Origin of the sequence: Amycolatopsis sp. Poz14, assembly GCF_006704225.1 — a bacterium.
Lineage (GTDB): Bacteria > Actinomycetota > Actinomycetes > Mycobacteriales > Pseudonocardiaceae > Amycolatopsis > Amycolatopsis nivea.
Window position 1 is genome coordinate 435,827 of the sequence record NZ_JACLHD010000001.1, and the last position, 14,083, is coordinate 449,909.

General features: G+C 68.0%; 16 protein-coding genes. 3 read left to right on the top strand and 13 right to left on the bottom strand.

The window, feature by feature from the left end:
• Window positions 1–5 precede the first annotated feature (5 nt).
• Entirely contained in the window at window positions 6–392 is a 387-nt protein-coding gene (locus FKO37_RS02295; protein WP_238603603.1) for a hypothetical protein, read from the bottom strand.
• Window positions 385–861, bottom strand: coding sequence for a hypothetical protein (locus FKO37_RS02300; protein ID WP_238603604.1), 477 nt, complete (start codon window positions 859–861; stop codon window positions 385–387). Before FKO37_RS02300 ends, FKO37_RS02295 begins: the two co-directional genes overlap by 8 nt.
• Window positions 862–1,168: 307 nt before the next feature.
• On the opposite strand from FKO37_RS02300, the gene FKO37_RS02305 reads away from it, so the two are divergent.
• On the top strand, window positions 1,169–2,686 hold the full coding sequence (locus FKO37_RS02305; RefSeq protein ID WP_238603605.1) for a tachylectin-related carbohydrate-binding protein: 1,518 nt from the start codon (window positions 1,169–1,171) through the stop codon (window positions 2,684–2,686).
• 67 nt (window positions 2,687–2,753) lie between these two features.
• Here the strand turns inward: FKO37_RS02305 and FKO37_RS02310 are convergent, their stop codons facing one another.
• The 7 genes from FKO37_RS02310 to FKO37_RS02340 are packed head-to-tail and all read right to left on the bottom strand — an operon-like array spanning window position 2,754 to window position 9,288.
• Window positions 2,754–3,803 carry a lysylphosphatidylglycerol synthase transmembrane domain-containing protein gene (locus FKO37_RS02310; RefSeq protein ID WP_374204168.1) on the bottom strand — a complete coding sequence of 350 codons (1,050 nt, stop codon included), beginning with the start codon at window positions 3,801–3,803 and terminating at the stop codon, window positions 2,754–2,756.
• Window positions 3,804–3,817: 14 nt separating this feature from the next.
• Window positions 3,818–5,062, bottom strand: a complete 1,245-nt coding sequence (locus FKO37_RS02315) for an acyl-CoA reductase (RefSeq protein ID WP_238603606.1) — start codon at window positions 5,060–5,062, stop codon at window positions 3,818–3,820.
• Window positions 5,059–6,111 carry an acyl-protein synthetase gene (locus tag FKO37_RS02320; protein ID WP_037807099.1) on the bottom strand — a complete coding sequence of 351 codons (1,053 nt, stop codon included), beginning with the start codon at window positions 6,109–6,111 and terminating at the stop codon, window positions 5,059–5,061. The genes FKO37_RS02315 and FKO37_RS02320 overlap by 4 nt, the downstream gene beginning before the upstream one ends.
• The gene (locus FKO37_RS02325) at window positions 6,108–7,517 is read right to left on the bottom strand and encodes an AMP-binding protein (protein WP_238603607.1); all 1,410 of its coding nucleotides are present in this window, start codon (window positions 7,515–7,517) and stop codon (window positions 6,108–6,110) included. The genes FKO37_RS02320 and FKO37_RS02325 overlap by 4 nt, the downstream gene beginning before the upstream one ends.
• Window positions 7,518–7,575: 58 nt before the next feature.
• Entirely contained in the window at window positions 7,576–8,307 is a 732-nt protein-coding gene (locus tag FKO37_RS02330) for an SDR family NAD(P)-dependent oxidoreductase (protein ID WP_037807093.1), read from the bottom strand.
• On the bottom strand, window positions 8,300–8,545 hold the full coding sequence (locus FKO37_RS02335) for an acyl carrier protein (RefSeq protein WP_238603608.1): 246 nt from the start codon (window positions 8,543–8,545) through the stop codon (window positions 8,300–8,302). Before FKO37_RS02335 ends, FKO37_RS02330 begins: the two co-directional genes overlap by 8 nt.
• A gap of 11 nt (window positions 8,546–8,556) precedes the next feature.
• Window positions 8,557–9,288 carry a UDP-N-acetylglucosamine acyltransferase gene (locus FKO37_RS02340; protein ID WP_238603609.1) on the bottom strand — a complete coding sequence of 244 codons (732 nt, stop codon included), beginning with the start codon at window positions 9,286–9,288 and terminating at the stop codon, window positions 8,557–8,559.
• Window positions 9,289–9,479: 191 nt separating this feature from the next.
• Between FKO37_RS02340 and FKO37_RS02345 the strand changes: the two genes are divergently transcribed.
• Both FKO37_RS02345 and FKO37_RS02350 read left to right on the top strand, forming a co-directional pair.
• Window positions 9,480–10,586 (top strand): DegT/DnrJ/EryC1/StrS aminotransferase family protein, encoded by a 1,107-nt coding sequence (locus FKO37_RS02345; RefSeq protein ID WP_043837824.1) that lies wholly within the window; start codon window positions 9,480–9,482, stop codon window positions 10,584–10,586.
• Window positions 10,583–11,536: a Gfo/Idh/MocA family protein gene (locus FKO37_RS02350; RefSeq protein WP_037807086.1), complete on the top strand. Its 954-nt coding sequence runs from the start codon at window positions 10,583–10,585 to the stop codon at window positions 11,534–11,536. The genes FKO37_RS02345 and FKO37_RS02350 overlap by 4 nt, the downstream gene beginning before the upstream one ends.
• Here FKO37_RS02350 and FKO37_RS02355 read toward each other — a convergent pair whose 3' ends face one another.
• From FKO37_RS02355 to FKO37_RS02370, 4 genes are all read right to left on the bottom strand, one after another.
• Complete coding sequence (locus FKO37_RS02355) at window positions 11,537–12,274, bottom strand: hypothetical protein (protein WP_238603610.1); 738 nt, start codon at window positions 12,272–12,274, stop codon at window positions 11,537–11,539.
• Entirely contained in the window at window positions 12,271–12,771 is a 501-nt protein-coding gene (locus FKO37_RS02360; RefSeq protein ID WP_037807080.1) for a SigE family RNA polymerase sigma factor, read from the bottom strand. Before FKO37_RS02360 ends, FKO37_RS02355 begins: the two co-directional genes overlap by 4 nt.
• 110 nt (window positions 12,772–12,881) lie before the next feature.
• On the bottom strand, window positions 12,882–13,418 hold the full coding sequence (locus tag FKO37_RS02365) for a Uma2 family endonuclease (RefSeq protein ID WP_238603611.1): 537 nt from the start codon (window positions 13,416–13,418) through the stop codon (window positions 12,882–12,884).
• A gap of 10 nt (window positions 13,419–13,428) precedes the next feature.
• Complete coding sequence (locus tag FKO37_RS02370; RefSeq protein ID WP_238603612.1) at window positions 13,429–14,001, bottom strand: Uma2 family endonuclease; 573 nt, start codon at window positions 13,999–14,001, stop codon at window positions 13,429–13,431.
• Window positions 14,002–14,083: the final 82 nt, after the last annotated feature.

The following is a 14,083-nucleotide window of genomic DNA, read 5'->3' on the forward strand; positions in this document are numbered from 1 at the left end:
GCTGGTCATTCCAGGATCAAGTACGGCCTCTTCAGCACCCGGAAAATATACTGATCGGGCCCGACTTTATCGACCAGAGTGCGAAAGTTCGCCGCACTGAGCACCGAGTACATCGTCTCCTCGAGGATGTCCTTCGCGGCATCGTCCGAATCGGCGACCACGGTTTTCCACTTGACGGTGACGCCGTACGGCGGGCCCGCGTGGACCTCGACCACCGCCCCCGGACTCGCCTCGGCCCACGCGTGCACGACAGCCGGGATCCCCATCCGCACCAGCTCGTCGCGGGCGAGATTCGCCAGTTCAGTCCACGACTCGACCGCGTCCGCCGAAGCCTGGACAGCCTCGCCGCCCTCGGTGGACCACGTTTCCATCAACCGAAGCGGATCAGACACTCTTGACCCCCCTCAACCGGGCCGGCGCGGCCAAAACCCGGAACTCGTAGTACCTGTGCGCGGAATTGTCGATGAACACTCGGAAACCAGCCTTGTCGAGCAAGCGGTGCACCGCGCGCTCTATCATCCCGGTCACTTCGAACACCCGGACCACCAGCGGGTCGTCCATTTTCTGCGCGATCAGCTTCTCCCGAAAACTCTCCGTATCGATGATGGGCGCATGCCAGCTGAACAGCACTCCGTACGGATACCGGTCGGCAATATGAATGCACACCCCAGGAGGAGTGTCCAGAGAAACGGGGTCGCGGGAAGTGCTGATCGACGCGGGCAGCCCTAGCCGTTGCAGTTCAGCACGAGCCAGGTTCGCCAATTCGACCCAGGTCGCGACCGCCTCGTCCGGAGCGCGTTCCTCGAGCGCCTGCTGCTGGTCAAGCAGGGATTTCTTGGAGAATTGGAACGGGTCTGTCACAGCGGTTCCCCATCATTGTCAACCCCTCCGGACGGAGGGTCTTATTCTCGACAAAATACCGGAACTGGCCTCGCTGTGACACTCATCACAGCACGTAATGCCCACCCGTCACCGGCGATAGCAAAGCGGACGATCTGCAGCGATCAATCGAATGGATTGACATACATATGAAAGAACTGGGGATAGGCAGCAATTACGTCATTCGGTCTATGGACCGCGAAAGCCGTCACTGGTATTCGGCCTGCCGCGCCCGGTCCTAGCCGCCGATTACGCCAGCACTCCATCGGACCGAGAAGGAAGAACGCCTGTGCCTCGAAGAACCCGCAGCATCCTGGCTCTCTCCGCCACCCTGGTCACCGGCGGCGTACTGACCGCCGTCCCGGCGCACGCGATTTCCGGGGGAACTGTCGTGCCCTCCGGAACGTCGGGCTACCTCGCGCGCATCGCGACCCCGACGAAGGCATGCTCGGCCGCGCTGATCGACCCGTCCTGGGTCATCACCTCGGCAACCTGCCTGACCGCGAGCGCAACCGGTGCGCCTACTGAAAACGCAACGGTCAGCGTCGGCGCAGTCGACGTCAGTACCGGAGCAGGAACGAACGCCAAGGTCGTCAAAGTAATCGGCCGGACCGATCGCGATGTCGCGCTGGCGAAGCTCGACAAGCCCGCTACCGGGATCGCGCCGGTCGCGTTGGCCACGACTGCCCCGGTGAGCGGGGAATCACTCCAACTGGCTGGCTTTGGCCGTACCGCGACCGAATGGGTGCCCGCTCGGCCGTCCATTGCCACGTTCTCGGTCTCGTCGGTGAACGCCACCGAGGCGTCAGTGACTTCGGCGAACGGGTCGGACACCTGCCTCGGCGACGCTGGCGGCCCCGCCCTGCGCACGGTGGGCGACAAGGTAGAGGTCGTGGCCGTCAACAGCCGCTCCTGGCAGCACGGCTGCCTCGCGGTGGCCGAAACCCGCGAAGGCGGCACCGAAGCCCGGGTCGACGACCTCGCCGACTGGATCCGGCAGAACACCGTTCCCGCCCCGGTGACCTGTCCGAACGGCGCGACCGTGTGGGACGCCCGTTCCGACGGCTCGATGTGGCGCTACGTGCACCGCGATCCGGCGAACGGCGCCATTTCCTGGGACGTGCCGACCAAGGCGATCGGAACCGGATGGACCGGACGGCAGATCGCCGGCAAGGGCGGGGTTCTCTGGGACGTCCACCGCAACCTCGGCGCGGGCGACAGCGTCCCGAGCGGCGTGCTCCGGCGCTGGACGTGGAGCGCGGCCAACGGCTGGGGCGGCGGCAACGGGGTCGGCGGCGGCTGGGAAAAGTTCCTCACCCCGGAGTACCAGAACCGCGTCACCGTCGACCAGGCCGGCCGTATCTTCGCGGTCGACCAGCTGGGCCAGCTGAAGGCATACGTCTGGAACGACGCCACCAACACGTGGGTCGACGGAAACGGCCAGCTGATCGACACCGGCTGGGGAAAGTTCGACTCCATCACCGCGGCGGGCGACGGAGTCCTCTACGCCCGGACCCCGGCAGGCAACCTGTACCGCTTCGTCTACGACTTCGGCTCCGGAAAGTGGACCCAGCGCGACAAGTCCGCCGGCGTGGGCTGGAACATGTTCACCGAGATCTTCTCGCCGGGAGCCGACATCCTGTACGGCCGCGGCGCGAGCCTGTCGGGCAACCCGACGCTGCTCTGGTACCGCTACTCGCCCAACACCGACACCTGGTCCGCGAACGGCGCGGGCACTCCCGTCGGATACGGATGGAACACCGACATCCACGTGACCGCGGCACCGGACTCGTGCCGATTCGCCTAGCGAATCTGCTCCGCTGACCGAGAAAGGCCCGCCCGAACCCGGGCGGGCCTTTCTCGTACGCAAAAACTCAGGCAGCGTCGACCGGGACGGCCCGCCGAGCGGCCATCTTCGCGGCGAGCGCGGCGAAACCGGCCGTGAGCAGGTCCGCCACCGTGAACATCACCCGCGAGGCGACCGCGAACGCCGTCGCCTGGCCGACCGTCAGGCCGCTCGCCGTGAGGACCGCGACCTGGGCGACCTCGCGGACACCGACGCCGCTGGGCAGGATGAACGCGAAGGTGCCGACCGTCATCGCGACGGCCATCGCGCCCACGCACAAGACCAGGCCGTTGACACCAGGAGCGCCGACGGAGTTCGCCAGCAGCCACAGGTGCACCCCCTGCAGCACCCACGCGCCCATCGACGCGCCGAAGGTCTTGAGCACCACGCCCCAGCCGAGCGGCTCGGACAGCGGCGGACGGCGCAGGATCTTCAGGACGAGCGAGGTGCCCCAGGTCAGGATCCGCGGGTGCAGCAGCGCGAGACCGACCGGGATCAGCACGAACAGCCACATCGCCCGCGGGCTGTTGCTGAAGACCGCGGGCGCGGCCAGCAGCGACACGACCAGCGCGGAAACGACGCCGACACCGAGCTGGATCAGCGAGCCGGTGAAGATCCGGGCCCGCGCCAGCCCCGCCTTGCGGCCGAGCTCCATCTGCAGCAGGTACGCCCACACCGAACCCGGCACGTACTTGCCGAGCGAGCCGACCAGGCAGATCTGCGCGCCGCGGGCGTAGCCGATCGGCTTGCCGAGGTGGTCGACCAGGATCTGCCAGCCCCAGGTGGACACCATGATCGACAGGATCAGCGCCACCAAGCTCAGCGCGGAGGACTGCCAGGCGACATCCGACAGCGTGTGCCAGAACTCGTCCCAGTTGGACGCCAGGCTCTTCGCCGCGAAGCCGATCACCAAGAGGATGGCGACCCAGCGCACGACGTCGAGCACCCGCGCCTTGGTGGACTTGCGGGCTTTTCCGGTGGTCGGGGCGTCCTCAGTGGATGGAGTGTCCTCAGTGGATGGAGTGTCCTCAGTGGACGGGGTGTCGTCCCCCGGGCTCTGCGTACGAACGGTCGTCACTGCCTCTCAGCTCCTCAGGCCTGTACCGTGACCAGCCGGCTGAACTCGGACAGCAGATCGTAGCCGTCCCAGACCCCGGCGAACGTGAGGGCCGAGCCGAAGGGCACGACCCGGTCCACCCCGCGTCCGGCGAGCGCCGTCACGAATCCGGTCAGTTCCTCGCGGGTGAACCCGAACTGGCTCACTGTCTGGTCCTTGCGCTGCACGATCGGCACCAGCTCGTCCAGCGACGCCACCGAGGCGTTCGCGAACGTGCCCGCGCCCAGCCATTCGCGCGGCATCACTTTGGCGTCGGCCAGCTCGAGCGTCGCCAGCGCGTTGCCGTCGAAGCGGATCGACGACACCAGACCGTCGACCGCCGCGCCGTACGCCGACACTCGCTTCTGCACGGCCATCGCCGGCTCGGTGACGTGCTGTTTCGCTGCCAGCACCTCGGCGAGCAGCCCGCGGAACTCCTGTCCGGCGGCCTGCGCGCCCTTTGCGTCGCCGACCCAGAACACCGCGCGCGGCGACGAGCAGGCGGCCTGGTCGAACCAGTACGAGTCGTTGTAGAAGCCCTCGGCGGCCGCCTTGCGCTGCTCCGGCGCGGCCTCCTGCCAGCCGCGCACCGACGCGATCGCGAACGACGAGCGGTCCGGGAAGGTGAGGTCCCGCGCGTGCGGGGCCAGCGGGTACTTCCGCAGCGCGGCCACGGAAGCGTCGCCGCCCCAGATCACCCGCAGGTCCGCGGCCAGCGACAACGCGCCGCTGACCTCGTCGCTGCGGTCGTAGGTGACCATGCGCTGGGTGGCGCGGATGGTGGCCGCGGTTTCCGGCGAGACGTCTTCCATCGCCGCGTTCAGCGCTTCCAGCACGGCTTCCGCCGCACCGGCCGAACGCGAGGACACGCGCACGACGTTGCTGTTGCCCGCCAGCGCCGACAGCGCCCACGAGTACACGAAAATGGTGTCCACGTTGGCGGGCGGCACGTGGAAAACGAGCCCGCGCGGGAACCGCAGCGAATCGCCGTTGGTTTCCAAAGTGGACAGTGACTTCGCGAGTTCTCCCTTGCGCAGGAAGAAACCCAGCGAGGCCAGCTCCGGGAAACGCCGCGCCAGCGCGGGCGCGAGCAGCTTGCGCGCGAACTTGGTGACGAACTCGACCACCCGCGGGTCGCCGACCGTCAGCCTGCCGCCGGGCGGTTCCTCACGCAGTTCGTCCAGCAGGGCGCCGACCGAAACTGAGTCGCCCAGCGGAAAACGCTGTTCCAAAGCACTCACGCGGCCGCTCCCTGGAACGTGTCCGAGCACCCGCGGGCCTCGGCCTTCGGCAGCCTGCCCAGCACGGAGAAGTGCTTGCCCGGCCAGTCGCCGTCGTCGATTCCGTTGTACACGCCCAGGTCCTCGGTGAGCAGCACGTGCCCCGGGTACGAGCGCGGCAGCGTGCTCACCACCTCGATGACGCCCGGTTTGCCGACCGGCTGCTCTTCCCAGGTCTCCGGGTCGCGGATCACGACGTCGGCGAAATCGGGGCAGTACAAGGAGTTCCCGGACGGACCCTCGAGGAACACGGTGCCGATCTGCTCGATCATCCCGTAGTAGTTGTGGATCCGGGTGAGTCCGGTGTCCTCTTTGAACCGCCTGCGGAACTCGCTGTTGTCGACCGCGCGGTCGATCAGCTTCTTCCAGCCGCCGGAGTGGATGAGGATGCCGTTCGACAGGTCGAGCTTGTGCTCGCGGGCGACCTCGTAGAGGTACTGCCACACCATGAAGGTGAAGCCGAAGATCAGGAAGGGCTTGTCGCCGTACTCGGCGAGGAACTTCCGCACGGCCTCGACGTCCGGCTTGTCGTTCTCGTCCAGCACGTAGGTGTGCTTGCGGCCGAAGTTGGCCATGCCGAGCACGCCCGCGCCGCGCGCGGAGAACGAACGGCGGTTCTTGATGATGCCGATCGTGTCGACCATCAGCATCGGCAGCCGCTCGCCGCCCAGCACCTCCTGCAAGGTGGCGCCGAGCTGCTTCGTCTGCGCGCCCGCCGCTTCCTTGTCCAGGTAGATCCGCGACGCGCCGGCCCCGGTGGTGCCCGAGGACGTGAGGGTCTTGAAGACCTCGGAGTCCGGAATGGACTTCAGGTCGTGCGTTTTGAACATCCGCACCGGCAGCCACGGCAGGTCCGCGATCGTGGCGAACGACGCGTCCGGCGCGAAACCGAGCGAGGAGAGGATGCGCTCGTACCCGGCGGAGTTCGCCCGGTGGTGCGCGGTCAGCTCCGCGAGCTCAGGGAGCAGCGCCGCCTCTCGCTCCGCCTGCGAGCGCGTGAACACACTCATACCCGTCCTTCCAGCGACCGGTAGTCGATCTTCCCGCTGGCCAGCAGCGGCACTGTGTCGATCGGACGCACGTCGAACCCGCTGGCGTGCAGGTGCAGCCGCTCCGCCAGCGCCCGCGCGGCGTCCTTGCAGATCGCCTTCGCGCCGTCGCCCTCGGGCAGTTCGGCGAACAGCACGACCTTGTCGCCCGCGGGCACCGCGGCCACGACGTCGATGCCCACCGCGGCCGTGCGCACGGCCTGCTCCAGGTCGTCCAGGCTGACCCGGTTGCCGAACACCTTGCCGATCCGCTTGAGCCTGCCGGTGATGTACAGATACCCCTCGTCGTCGAGGTACCCGAGATCCCCGGTGGCCAGCATTCCGCCGTATTCGTCGCCCGCGCTCAGCCCTGCTTCGTCCTCCGCGTAACCCATCATCACGTTAGGTCCACGGTAAAGGACCTCACCGACAATTTTGGGATGCGTGGTTTCCTCGCCGTCGTCGCGGCGGATGGAGAACGAACCGCCCGGCAGCGCCGGACCGGCCGAGCCGATCTTGTCCGCGAGCCGCTCGGCGGGCACCGTGGTCATCCGCGGGGACGCCTCGGTCTGGCCGTACATGACGTACATCCGGCCGCCGACCGCGAGCATCTTGTCGTTGAACTCGGCGACCAGGTCGTCTCGCAGCTTGCCCCCCGCCTGGGTGAGGGTCCGCAGGGTCGGGTACTTCGCCGGGTCGAATTTCAGCCGGCGCAGCATTTCGTAGTGATAGGGCACGCCGGACAGCGAAGTCACGCCGTGTTCCTTGACTGAATCCCAGAATCCGCGACCAAGTACGCCTGAAGATTCGATAACCACAGTCGCGCCGCGCAAAAGGTGCGAATTCAGCACCGAAAGGCCGTAGCTGTAGTGCAGCGGCAGACAGGTCGGAGCGACCTCCTCCGCGTCGATCGCCAGCACCTGCGCGATGGCGTCGGCGTTGGCCAGCAGGCCCTGCCGGGACAGCCGGACGAGCTTCGGATTGCCGGTGGAACCGCTGGTCGGGAGCAGAACGGCGAGGTCAGGGTGCGGGACCGCGCCCTCGGCCGACTCGCGCACCCAGTGCCCGTTCTCGGCCCGGTAGCCCTCGGGAGCGTCCGCTTCGGGCGCGGCCAGCACAGCGGCCGGCCGGAACCGGGTGATCAGGCCTTCGAGCACCTCCGCGTCGAGCGCGGGGTCGATCAGCGCGATCGCCCGTCCCGCCTCGAACGCGCCGAGGTACCGCAGCACGCTGTCCAGGTCCAGCGACATCCGCGCGAACAGCACGCCGGGCGGGAGCTCCGCCAGCGCGGTCGCGGACCGTTCGACCTCCGCCGTCAGCTCGTCGCCCGCCAGCGTGCGGCCACCGGCCACATCGACCAGCCGGGACCCTTCGCCAACCAGATTCACCGAACCTCCTCGTCGTGCCCGTGAGCGTGCATGCCGGCGAGAACCGGCATATCCGGACTCACAACACCAAGCCGCCGTCGATGCCCAGGATCTGGCCCGTCACGAAGGCCGCCTCGTCGCTCGCCAGGAAGCGGATCGCCTTCGCGACCTCCTCGGGCTTGCCGAGCCTGCCCAGCGCCGTGTCCTCGATGCGCTCGGCGATGACCTTCTCGCCGAGGTGGGACGTCATATCGGTCTCGATCACCCCGGGCGCGACCGCGTTGACCCGGATGTTGTGCCTGCCCAGCTCCTTCGCCGCGGACCGGGCGATGTTGCCGACGGCGGCCTTGGAGGCGGCGTACGCGGTCTGCCCCGCGCTGCCGTTCTCGCCGACGATCGAAGCCAGCAGGACGATCGCACCGGACTTGCGCCTGCTCATCACGCGCGAAGCGGCCTGCACGGTGTTGATCGTGCCGCCGACGTTCGTCTTGAACATGCGGTCGACCAGGTCTTCGCTGATCATGCCGAGCAGCGCGTCCTCGAGAACGCCGGCGTTGGCGACGACGATGTCGAGCGCCCCGTGTTCCTTCGCGACGCCGCGCACCAGCGACGAGACCGCCTTCGCGTCGGTGACGTCCAGCGCGAGACCGGCCGTGGCGCCCGCCTCGGCGGCGACTGCCTTCGCCCGGTCTTCGTCCCGCCCGGTCAGCACGACGGTGGCGCCCGCTTCGACGAGCGCGCGCACGGTGGCCAGCCCGATTCCGCGCGTCCCGCCCGTGACGAGCGCGACGCGTCCGGTCAGATCAGTCATTCTTGGACACGAGGTCGGTGACCATGTCGACCGCGACCTTGAAGCTCGACATGTCGATCACCTGGTCGGTGTCGAACTCGATGTCGAACTCGTCCTCGATCGCGGCGATCAGCGCCATGTGCCCGACCGAGTCCCACGCCTCGATGTCGCGGTACTTGAGGTTCTCGACGTCCACGTCCCCGTCGAGGTCCAGCGCCTCGACGAAGACCTCGCGCAGCTTGGGGGCGACTTCCGACATCTTCACAGCTCCTAGTGTTCTTCGCGCGGGCGTGCGTCCCACGCCCTCACCAAGGTAGAGAGGTCTTCGGGGAGCCCGTCGTCCGGGAGGTCGCCTTTGCCCTTGACCCAGGGCCCGAGCGCCTCGACGGCGGCCTCGTCGAGGCCACGACGCGACAAGCCCACTGTATTGACGCCCGTGACCCGGGCCGGGTTGCCGACCGTGATGGTGAACGCACCCACCTCGCGGCGGACCGCCGAACCCATCCCGACCATCGCGCCCGGGCCGATGCTGCCGCCCTGGTGCACGACCGTGCCCATGCCGAGGTTCGCGAACGACCAGACATGGGTATGCCCGCCGAGCATGACGTTGCAGGCGAGCGTGACCTGGTCGTCGACCAGCACGTCGTGCCCGATGTGGCTGCCGCGCAGCACGTAGCAGTCGTCGCCGAGCGTCGTGGCGCGCCAGGTGCCCTGCTGGATGCTGGTGTACTCGCGGATCCGGTTGCGGCTGCCGACGACGACGCCGTGCCCGTCCTGAGCCGGGTCGCCGGTCGGCGCGCCTTCCCAGGCGGCCGGGTGCGGACCGCCCCGGTCCTCGCCCGGCGTGCCGATGGTCACGTGCGGTCCGATCCAGTTCCCGTCGCCGATGCGAGCCGGGCCGACGATGACCGCGTACGGGCCGATGACGTTGCCTTCGCCCAGCTCCACGCCCTCGCCGACGACTGCCGTGGGGTGAATCCGGTTGGGTGCCGCAGGTGACACAGTCGGTGATCCGTTTCGTCGCTTCCGGCCTGGACGGCCTGGGGTCAAGGGCTGCCTGCGGCGCCCGGTAACGTGTGGCCCGCGTGCATGCAGGGTGGCCGGGCGCAGAACCGGCGGCTTTCCGGCCTCGCGGCCGGAGCGCCTAGCACTGTACCGGACGCACAGAAATCCCCAGCCGAGAGAGACTGCCGATGATCCCCATTACCGTGGTCGACGTCCGAGACGCGGAGGACCTGGTCGTCGAGGTGCTGCGATCCGGCGCCATCGCTCAGGGGCCGATGGTCAAGCGCTTCGAGGACGCTTTCGCGCAAGTCGCGGGCACGAAGCACGCCATCGCCGTGAACAACGGGACGACGGCGCTCGTCGCGTCGCTGCAGGCGCTGGACCTTCAGCCCGGGGACGAGGTGGTGACCTCGCCGTTCACCTTCGTCGCGACGCTGAACGCGATCCTGGAGGCGGGCGCGACCGTCCGGTTCGCCGACATCCGGCGCGACGACTTCGCGATCGACCCGGACGCGGTCGCCGCGGCGGTCGGCCCGCGCACCAAGGTGCTGATGCCGGTCCACCTGTACGGCCAGACCGCGGACATGGGCAAGCTCGCGCCGCTCGCCGCCGAGCACGGGCTGCGGATCATCGAGGACTCCGCGCAGGCCGTCGGCGCGTCGTTCGAGGGCAAGCAGGCCGGGTCGTACGGCATCGGCTGCTTCTCGCTGTACGCGACGAAGAACGTGACCACCGCCGAGGGCGGCGTGATCACCACGGACGACGACGCGCTGGCCGACAAGCTGCGCGTGATGCGCAACCAGGGCATGAAAGCCCGCTACCAGTACGAGATGGCCGGGCACAACTACCGGATGACCGACCTGCACGCCGCGGTCGGCATCCCGCAGCTGGAGAAGCTCGACCAGCTCACCGCTGCCCGCCAGGCCAACGCGAAGCGGCTGTCCGAGGGTCTCGCCGGCACGCCGGGCCTCGAGGTCCCGCAGGTGCTGCCGGGCCGCGAGCACGTGTGGCACCAGTACACCGTGCTGGTCGGCCCGCACGCGATGCTCTCGCGCGAGGAATTCGCTTCCGCGCTGACCGAAAAGGGCATCGGCAACGGGATCTACTACCCGAAGATCGTCTTCGACTACGACTGCTACCGCGGGCACCCGCTGATCCCGGACGCTCGCGTCGAGGACTTCCCGGTGGCGTCCGCCGTTGCCGCGCAAGCGCTTTCGCTGCCGGTGCACCCGCACCTGACCGAATCCCAGCTGGACCGGATCATCGAGGCCGTTCGCGAGGTACTGGGCGCATGACACACCGCATCGCACTCGTCGGCACCGGCAACATGGGCTCGCTGCACGCGCGCGTCCTGTCGCAGAACGACCGGGTGGACCTGGCCCGCGTGATCGACCCGCGCGAGGAAGCGGGCCGCGCGGTCGCCGACCGCTACGAAACCCAGTGGACGCCGGAAATCGGCTCACTGTCCGATGTGGACGCGGTGGTGCTCGCCTCGGCCACCGAGGTGCATTACGAGCTGGCGCAGGAGATTCTCGGCCAGGGCAAGCCGATGCTGGTCGAGAAGCCGGTGTGCAACAGCCTCGAGTTTTCGCAGGAAATCGTTGCCCTGTCGGCGAAGAAGGACGTCCCGCTGATGTGCGGGCTCCTCGAGCGCTACAACCCGGCCGTGATGACCGCGCGGGCGCTGGTGAACGAACCGGTGCACCTGATGGCGCGCAGGCACGGCCCGTACGCGCCGCGGATCAAGACCGGCGTCGCGTGGGACCTGCTGGTGCACGACGTCGACCTGGCGATCCAGTTCTTCGGCGGGTCGACCCCGAGCCGGGTCACCTCCAGCGCCGGCTACTTCCACCCGCAGTCGGTCACCGGGGCCGAGGACACCATCGAGACGGTGCTGTCGTTCCCCGCCGGACTGGCCACGGTGTCGGCCTCGCGGCTGGCACAGCGCAAGGTCCGGTCGCTGACGGTGTCCGAACTGGACCGGATGATCGAGATCGACCTGCTGCGCCGCGACGTGACGATCTACCGGCACGTCTCGCACGATTCGGTCACCCCGGACGGCCTCGGCTACCGGCAGCAGACTGTCATCGAGATCCCGGAGCTGGTCACCGCGCGCGAGCCGCTGGCGACCCAGCTGGACCGGTTCGTCGACCTGCTGGAGGGCAAGGTCGACGCGGATGTCGAGCGGGCGCTGATCCTGCCGTCGCACGAGGTCGTGGCGCAGGTTCTGGCCGAAGCCGCCTGATTATTTGGTGAGGCGTTTGCCGTCCGCGGAGTAGGCGACCAGCGGGGTCGCGCTCTCCGCGGACGGTACGTCGTCCTGGTCGAACCAGAACACGACGACGTCCGGATCCTCGCTCCAGCGCGCCGTGTGCGCCGGGACCGTGCGACCGTCCACTGTGGTCTCAATGCGCGCGGCCGGTCCGCTGAAGTAGCCGTAGACCGGCACCCAGGTATCGGACACGGTGGTGCCGCCCGAGGTGGCGTGGAAGCCGAAAGAGCGGTCCCTGCCTTCGGATTCGTTGGCGAGGTAGAGCGGGCGCAGGTTGCCGTCCGGTTCGGACAGGCTGGCCATCACTCCGAATTGGACAGTCGGCAGGTTGTCCGGGTCGTCGATTTCCGTTGCGTAGAAGACAAGTTCCGCGCCGTCGGAGTAGGTGCCGGTAGAAATCACGTCGCCGAGCGGCCGCGGCTCAGCCGACGTCGAAGCCGGTGCCGGTGCGGCGGTGCTCGTTGTCATTACCGACGGCGGAGGCGCTGCCGCCGCGTGCACCTGCTCCGGCGCACCGCCCGGCGAACGCAGCCAAGCCGCACCGAACACGACGGCGACCACCGCCACTGCCGCTCCCGATGACGTCAAAAACCGCCGCCGACGCCGGATCCGCCCGCCGTCTTTGAAGATTCGCTCGAGATCGGGCTCCGCGAAGGGTTCCGCGGGCGCTTCCTGAAGCGCGGCGCGCAACCGGTCGAGTTCGTCCGTCACGCGCTCACCTCCCCGACCAGCGCGTCACCGTCCACGCGCAATTTCGCCAGCGCGCGGGAATTGGTGCTCTTGACTGTGCCGACGGACACACCCAATTCCTCGGCGACTTGGTGTTCGGGCAAATCGAAGAAATGCCGGAGCACGACCACGGCGCGTTCCCGAGCGGTGAGCCGGGCCAATGCGTCGGAAAGCCATTCCCGATCCGTGACGGCATGCGAAATGTCCGGCACCTTCGACGGTTCCGGCATCTCCTCGGTGGCGTATTCGCGGATCGGGCGACGCCACATGTCGATGACGTGATTGGCGAGGACGCGCCGGGCGTAGGCATAGGGGTTCTTGCGACGCACCTTGGGCCAGGCGGCGTAGGTGCGGGTGAAGGCGGTCTGCGCGGCGTCCTCGGCCTGGTGGCGGTCGCCGGTGAGCAGGTAGGCGGCGTGGGTGAGGCGGGCAGAACAGGACCGCACGAAGTCGGCGAACTCGTCGTCCCCGCGCACGATCCCCCCCTCTGTTTCCCGGTGGCCTTGCTGTCCAGGTTACGGGGGCGGGGGACGTGCGTCGACGTAATGGCTGGTCAGTCTTGTCTCAACGGCGACGCGTGGTGTTCGGGTCAGCGCTGCGCGCGAGGGTCGACAAGTGCGCTCAGGTCGAGCTTCACCGGCGCGCCCGCGACCTCGAGTTCGACGGTGCCGGAATACTCGCCGAAATTCTCGTAATCGCCGTCGATGAGCCGGTAAGCAATCATGCTCACCGGCGGATCCAGATCCACGATCCAGTAGTGCTCGATCCCCGCATCGGCGTACTCGAAAAGCTTCGCACCCAGGTCGACGTGCTTCGTGCCGGGGGACAGCACCTCGATCACCAGCTCGGCATCCGCCGCGGCGATCCGTGCCGGGTTGGACTCCGCGACCTCAGCCGAGGTCACGACGACGTCCGGAACGCGGATCGTCAGCGGACTCTCGCACAGGAGCAGCTCCGCCTCGGCACCGGCGCTCATTTCCGGGCAGAGCTGCTCGTCGAGCAAGAAAGCCAACCGCGTCACGGACCGCAGGTGGAACCACATCGGACGCGGCGACGGCACGAGAACTCCGTCGACGACCTCAGCCCGGTCTTCCGGGCGGCCTGTCCAATCAGCGAAAACCGGCAAGATTCGAGAGTCAGCGCTGCGCGCGAGGGTCGATCAACGAGTTCAGATCGAACTTCACCGGCACACCCGCGACCTCCAGCTCCACCCCGCCGGAATACTCGCCGAAATTCTCGTAATCGCCGTCGATGAGCCGGTAAGCAATCATGCTCACCGGCGCGTCCACATCCACGATCCAGTAGTGCTCGATCCCCGCATCGGCGTACTCGAAAAGCTTCGCACCCAGGTCGACGTCCTTGGTGGCAGGCGAAAGCACCTCGACCACCAGGGAAACGTCGCTCGCCCCGACTCGCGGGACGTTGGCTTCGATCAGGTCCGACGGGGCGACCAGCACATCCGGCACCCGCACGGTGGGTGGGAGCTCGGCCAGCACCGTATCGAATTCGCCTACCGCCACCAGTTCCGGCGGCAGCTGCATCGTCAGCAGATACGGCAATCTGCTGATGATCAGCTGGTGGAGCGACATCGGACGCGGCGACGCTGACAGGACCCCTTCGACGACCTCGACTCGGACCTCCGGGTGCGCCGGAAGGTCCGCCCAGTCGTCAAGAGTCAGGAGCCGGTGAGGCCATTCAAGGACACTCATGAGGTCTCCTTCACCGACAGTGACTGAGAGCAGTGTCCCATGTTACCCGGAGCATCCGCCAGCGCGTGACGCACCGTGTCCG

Coding starts and splice junctions, on each gene's coding strand:
- FKO37_RS02320 (WP_037807099.1), bottom strand. CDS start 6,111: ATGAGTGTGTTCACGCGCTCGCAGGCGGAGCGAGAGGCGGCGCTGCTC.
- FKO37_RS02330 (WP_037807093.1), bottom strand. CDS start 8,307: ATGACTGATCTGACCGGACGCGTCGCGCTCGTCACGGGCGGGACGCGC.
- FKO37_RS02335 (WP_238603608.1), bottom strand. CDS start 8,545: ATGTCGGAAGTCGCCCCCAAGCTGCGCGAGGTCTTCGTCGAGGCGCTG.
- FKO37_RS02345 (WP_043837824.1), top strand. CDS start 9,480: ATGATCCCCATTACCGTGGTCGACGTCCGAGACGCGGAGGACCTGGTC.
- FKO37_RS02350 (WP_037807086.1), top strand. CDS start 10,583: ATGACACACCGCATCGCACTCGTCGGCACCGGCAACATGGGCTCGCTG.
- FKO37_RS02370 (WP_238603612.1), bottom strand. CDS start 14,001: ATGAGTGTCCTTGAATGGCCTCACCGGCTCCTGACTCTTGACGACTGG.